This window comes from Fictibacillus sp. NRS-1165 (assembly GCF_050468105.1).
Classification (GTDB): domain Bacteria; phylum Bacillota; class Bacilli; order Bacillales; family Fictibacillaceae; genus Fictibacillus_C; species Fictibacillus_C terrinigri.
Genome location: NZ_JBDPNU010000111.1, coordinates 1 through 5,569 on the forward strand (window position 1 = coordinate 1; position 5,569 = coordinate 5,569).

Sequence of the window (5,569 nt, forward strand, 5' to 3'; positions counted from 1 at the left end):
GTGATGCCATCAACACACGATAATACCAGTAAAATGCCGGATGACACAACCAGGCAACTTATTCAACACTACAAGGCAGGCTCCGTCATCGTTTATGGTGCCCGTGATGCCCGAACGACAGCAAAATATAATAATCAGCTACAAAAGTGGGCTTCCAAAACACGTCTCAAGCTTCCTCTTTTAGTATCAGCGGATCTAGAGTTTGGAACGAAACAACATGTGACAGACGCAACGCCTTTCCCTCGGCAAATGGGAATCGGAGCAACAAGAGAAACGAAGACCGCCGAGGACGTGGCCAAGATCACAGCGTTAGAAGCAAAAGCTACAGGATTTAATTGGAACTATTCACCGGTCGCTGACGTAAATACGAATCCTGCCAATCCTGTAATCGGCGTACGGTCATTTGGGGAGAAAACAAACCTGGTCTCTGAAATGACGGCTGCCCAAATTAAAGGCTATCAGAAGAAGGGGGTAGTTGCGACAGCAAAGCACTTCCCGGGTCATGGGGATACGAGCGTGGACTCACACTTAGGATTAGCTGCAGTTACATATGACCGTCATACACTCGAGACCGTTCATCTTCCTCCATTTAATGCTGCCATTGATGCAGGAGTCGATTCCATTATGACGGCTCATGTCATTATTAACGCCATTGATAAAGAGCTTCCCGCCACCCTTTCCAAGAAAGTGCTCACCGTACTTCTCAGAAAAGAGATGGGCTTTAAAGGTTTGATCGTTACAGATGCCATGAGCATGCATGCCATCGCAAAAGAATGGGGTGCTGGACAAGCCGCTGTGATGGCTGTTAACGCAGGTGCGGATATTGTAATGGCCACAGGAAATTTGGATGAACAGCTGGAAACCTATGATGCCCTTTTTCATGCACTTAAATCCGGCCAGCTATCAGAGAACAGGGTGAACGAATCGGTGAAAAGAGTCCTGGCGCTGAAGATAAAGTATAAGCTTTTTAGTGACCGTTATGATGATCCAGAAGAAGCAGTAAATGTAGTCAACAAACCTTCACATAAAGAAACGGCAGCAGAGGCTGCAAGAAAGTCCATTACGGTCGTGAAAAATGAGAAGATACTTCCTTTCAACCCGGCAGAAAAGAAAAATACACTAGTAACAGGGCCGATAATCTATGGATCTACTAATTTTATAAACAATATTGCCAGTATCGTTGATGAAAAATCTGCCGGAAATGTTATGAGTTATACTACTTCAACAGATTCGAAGGATACTGAAATCCAGCAGGCGGTACAACTCGCAAAGCAAGCGGATCAAATCATTGTGCCGACTTTCTCTCCTAGTGAACTTCCAGCCGGACAGGCGAAGCTGGTGAAGGCACTGCAGAAAACTGGAAAACCTGTGGTAGCGGTTGCCCTTGGCCTTCCTTACGATATTAAACAATATCCGGAGGTAGGCGCGTATGTGGCGACTTATGCGGTTGAACGGTGGGGCTCTCCTGTGCCGACCTCATGGAAAGCCGCAGTAGACGTGATCTTCGGAACCCAGCCAGGTGGAAAGCTGCCCGTGTCGATCGAAGGATTGTATCCATACGGAACCGGTCTGACCTATTAAAGGCGAAGCTGTAACGACATCATCATTGTGGTTTTACTTTGGATTTAGGACTAAAATTAAAAAAGTCACGGCTTGTCAATTTTCACATAGATAGATAATATAGAAAGCTTCATTTATATATTTCCCCTACGCAAAAACCCTGAATTCTGGCTATTCTGCTGAATTCAGGGTTTTGCTTGCTTCGGTTAACTGCCGTTATGTTGACCAGCGAAAATAAATACTTATTGTTAAAGCTTATAGAAATAATATTCCTTATTGATATCACATACTGTATACGTCTCCATAAGGGCCACTTGATCTCCAATCGTCGTGATCGATGTCCCTCGTTCCCAAAACCTCTCCACCAGGTCCACACGATCTCCAATTTTCGTCGTCTCTAGTGTCCATGGTTGCCCAATCGTCTACATGAGTGCCACAAATTCTACAGTTGTGATCGTAACCATCAGTCATAGTTCCCAATACTTCTCGATCAGGGCCGCAACACCTCCAATTGCTGTCTTCGTTGGTGTTCATCGTTTCCAAAACGTATTGTTCCTGATTGTCGTCTTTCGTCAACAAATAAGGTTGGTCCAAATCATTCATGACAGGCCATTCATTCATTTGCTGACCGCAGTCACAGTTTTGAGTAACATTTAATACATTCCCGCTATTCCTCATTTTCATTTGTTGCAATTCATGAACGAAGTCCATTGTACCCATTCTACCCATAAAAGAACTGGAACTGCTTGAACTGCTTGAACTGCTTGAACTGCTTGAACTGCTTGAACTGCTTGAACTGCTTGAACTGCTTGAACTGCTTGAACTGCTTGAACTACGTGAACTGCTTGAACTGCTTGAATTACTTGAACTGCTTGAACTGCTGCTTGATGACTCTCCTTTCCTGTTATTAGGTGAACTAAGGGAGGTACTGGACCTGCTTGATGATTCATATCTCCAATGGTATCTGGGCAAACTGGAACCAAGGGTATCACTCGGACTGGTAGGACTGGTGGGACTTATAGGACTGGAAGGTAGACTGGTGGGACTTATAGGACTGGAAGGTAGACTGGTGGGACTGACAGGACTCGTAGGTGGACTGGTAGGACTGGTGGGGCTTTCAGGACCTGTAGGTGGACTGGTAGGACTTTCAGGACTTGTAGGTGGACTGGTGGCGCTGGCAGGATTGCTGGGATCGCCGCTTAAATTGCTGGCAATGGCGCTTAAGTTGCTGGCAATGCTGCTTAAATTGGTAGCAATACCGCTTAAATTGCTGGCAATGCTGCTTAGATCGGTGGAACCGCTGCTTAAATTGCTGGGTTTGCTGCTTGATGCCTTTTTGCTATCGTTTCTCATCTTATCATTTGAGGTCCTTACTGGAAAAACCCAGTTAGAACCGATGTAACGGCTACTCGATGACTCTTTTCTTTTGTCTAACATCATACTGCCCCTTTCAATTTACTATATTCAGTACGGATGTTTGTAGAAAGGGACAAGTATCATTATCTGAAAAAACGGGCTGATAAACGCGTAAACGAGTGAGAGTGAACCTGCAATAGTAGATGTCTGTACATTTCATACCAAAGCCAAACTATTTGAAATTCCAATATAGGGGCACACTTCCACGATAAGATGTATTTATTTAAATCACCCGTATTAATGTTGATCTGCCATAATAAAGTCCAACTTCAATATAGGCGGTTGCCGATAGCGACAGTGTGCAGCCCCTAGGTAATAAATGAAAAAAATTCTGCTTTTCTTCACAGATTGTTTCTGTAGAAAATCAGAGGGTGGGGGAGAACACAATGGAATGTGTGCTTTTCATTGGTATACAAGGCTCAGGGAAATCGACATTTTACAAAGAGCAATTCTTCCATACCCATGTAAGAATTAATTTAGATATGTTGAAGACGCGGAATCGAGAAGATCTATATCTCGCCGCGTCTTACCAATCCAAGCAAAAATTCGTAGTGGACAATACGAATCTTACGAAAGAAGTGAGAAAAAAGTACGTTGCTTTATCAAAACAATTTAACTATAAGGTCATCGGTTATATTATGGATTCCGACATTGACAGTTGTTTAGAAAGGAATAATAGACGCGAAGGAAAACAAAAAGTCCCGCCTGAGGTAATTAGAAGCGCGCTAAAAAAATTACAGATACCCACTTTCGAAGAAGGATTTGACGAATTATTTCACGTGAAAAATGAGAACAAGCAATTCGTAATAACCAAAATATAAGGTTGATCATCATGGGTAACCCATTTTTTGGCATTGGAAGAACGCATTTTTTTCTGCACTCTATATGAATTAAACGTAGAGTACTGCCAAATAATAGCGGCCACTCAAAACAGCATAATCGCATTTTTGGCAGACAGTGATCTATAAGCTGCTCTATGATAATGAGCTCGATTAGGCGATAGTATTTTGTTGGCTTTCCTGGATTTTATGACGAGACGGTCAATATGGAAGGTACTTTACAATGAAGGGCAATGCGGGACTCTTATAACCAGCAACCAGCAAGGAATGAGTATAACCACGTTGATCCTTAGGTTTAGGCTACAGAGTAAACTATGAAATCCGCATTTTAATTTTACCTTGGAACAAAGGATACGCCCGCGTAGCAATAAATGTAAACGTAAAAATGAAATGTGGTACAGTCTGGCGGATTTAGTGAAAGGAATTTCTGAATAGAGGGGAGTGAAGAGGATAACTAATATCTGAAAAGGGGAGTAAAGCCTTAGCCTCGAACTCCTTTTTTTCACTTTACAAATACCGACGGGCGAGTCCTCGAAATATAAATCCAATCATCAAGCCAGGAAAAAGAAAAAGTATAGGAAGCCATACTGGTCCCCACAGTTTACCGAAAACATATAAAACCGGGGAATAAATTAATCCGATGGTTACAGAAAAAGCAGCGAATACAAAAGGAAAAAATGCAAATTTGGAAGATGAGGCAGTTGCATTCTTATAGGCATCCCATAAGGAAAAAAAGTAAAAACAGGGATAAAACATTAACCAATTATAATGAGTTGCGGACATTGCTTCCTCAATTCTTCCATGAAAACTCAGGAGGATGATTTGGTTAAAGTTTGCCTGAAGGTTAATGATCATTTCCAAAAGCAGAAATAAAAAACCTTTTATGTAATCCTTGTTTAACAGTTGGCCGACTCCAGGCAAAGCAACGCTCCAAAGGAGCCGCTCCCATTTATCATTCACATTACCCTACCCCTTCTTTCATGACTTCATTGTTGCAAAGGGACTTCTGATTTAGTCACCCATGGTTAGTATGGAGGGCTTTACAGTCGAACTTACTTTTTCTTTATTAAATGTTCGCGGTCGGGGGATTGAGGTGGTTCCTCTAACCAGCCATTGTCGATCATGAGGTTCGCGCCGTCTTCTGCATAAAGGGAAACCTCCACTAAAATGCGCGAGTATTTCAATCCAATATCACGTCGGGGACTTGCTGCCATGCTGGCACCATAGTTTGCAATTCCGGCCGCTGACATGGCGGAGGCATGAAAAAGCATCAGCTTGTCGGAGAAAGGTGCAGCGGTTTCGGCCGTTACAATGGTATCCCAAAATCTTGGACCAGGAATGTCTTCATTTTCTAAAATAGTACTAAACAATGTAATATGCTTTTGGGCGATGTTTTTTCCTCTTAAATAATAAGCCTTGAGTTCGGGGTCTTGAGTAACTTGGGCAAATCCTAACATAAGACTTTTACCGATAAAATTAGTTTGAATGTTATTAAATATATGAGTCATTTCAATGACATTCAATGGTCGTTGTTTCCCAAACAGAGTTCCTAAATAGCTTTGTTTAGAAGCAAACTCTACTGTATCAGGGAAAGGGATATAGGGGGAACGAATGAATATACCTTTTTCAAGAGCAAGTTCTTTTACAATCAAGTGCAGTTCTAAGGCCTGATTAATCACACCTATTTGTATGGTTAAAACATCCTTGTGTGCGGCTGTTGCTAAGGCGAATGAACCAGCTGTCATACCAAGGAT

General features: G+C 42.4%; 6 protein-coding genes. 3 read left to right on the forward strand and 3 right to left on the reverse strand.

Annotation, left to right across the window (positions count from 1 at the left end; genetic code table 11):
* Nucleotides 1–1,581 (forward strand): glycoside hydrolase family 3 protein (locus tag ABHN01_RS24685; RefSeq protein WP_429877742.1); only part of this gene is annotated, 1,581 nt, incomplete at its 5' end.
* A gap of 227 nt (nucleotides 1,582–1,808) precedes the next feature.
* Here the strand turns inward: ABHN01_RS24685 and ABHN01_RS24690 are convergent.
* Entirely contained in the window at nucleotides 1,809–1,934 is a 126-nt protein-coding gene (locus tag ABHN01_RS24690; RefSeq protein ID WP_429877743.1) for a hypothetical protein, read from the reverse strand.
* Between the two features lie 306 nt (nucleotides 1,935–2,240).
* On the reverse strand, nucleotides 2,241–2,510 hold the full coding sequence (locus tag ABHN01_RS24695) for a hypothetical protein (RefSeq protein WP_429877744.1): 270 nt from the start codon (nucleotides 2,508–2,510) through the stop codon (nucleotides 2,241–2,243).
* A 119-nt stretch (nucleotides 2,511–2,629) separates the two neighbouring features.
* On the opposite strand from ABHN01_RS24695, the gene ABHN01_RS24700 reads away from it, so the two are divergent.
* Nucleotides 2,630–2,962, forward strand: coding sequence for a hypothetical protein (locus ABHN01_RS24700; RefSeq protein WP_429877745.1), 333 nt, complete (start codon nucleotides 2,630–2,632; stop codon nucleotides 2,960–2,962).
* A gap of 400 nt (nucleotides 2,963–3,362) precedes the next feature.
* Nucleotides 3,363–3,797: an AAA family ATPase gene (locus ABHN01_RS24705; RefSeq protein WP_429877746.1), complete on the forward strand. Its 435-nt coding sequence runs from the start codon at nucleotides 3,363–3,365 to the stop codon at nucleotides 3,795–3,797.
* 1,070 nt (nucleotides 3,798–4,867) lie between these two features.
* Here the strand turns inward: ABHN01_RS24705 and ABHN01_RS24710 are convergent.
* Nucleotides 4,868–5,569: DUF3231 family protein (locus tag ABHN01_RS24710; protein ID WP_429877747.1), on the reverse strand; the 702-nt coding region annotated here is incomplete at its 5' end.

What these genes read in the sequence shown, in the direction of transcription:
- ABHN01_RS24695 (WP_429877744.1), bottom strand. Translation starts at nt 2,510, where the DNA reads ATGAATCATCAAGCAGGTCCAGTACCTCCCTTAGTTCACCTAATAACA.
- ABHN01_RS24705 (WP_429877746.1), top strand. Translation starts at nt 3,363, where the DNA reads ATGGAATGTGTGCTTTTCATTGGTATACAAGGCTCAGGGAAATCGACA.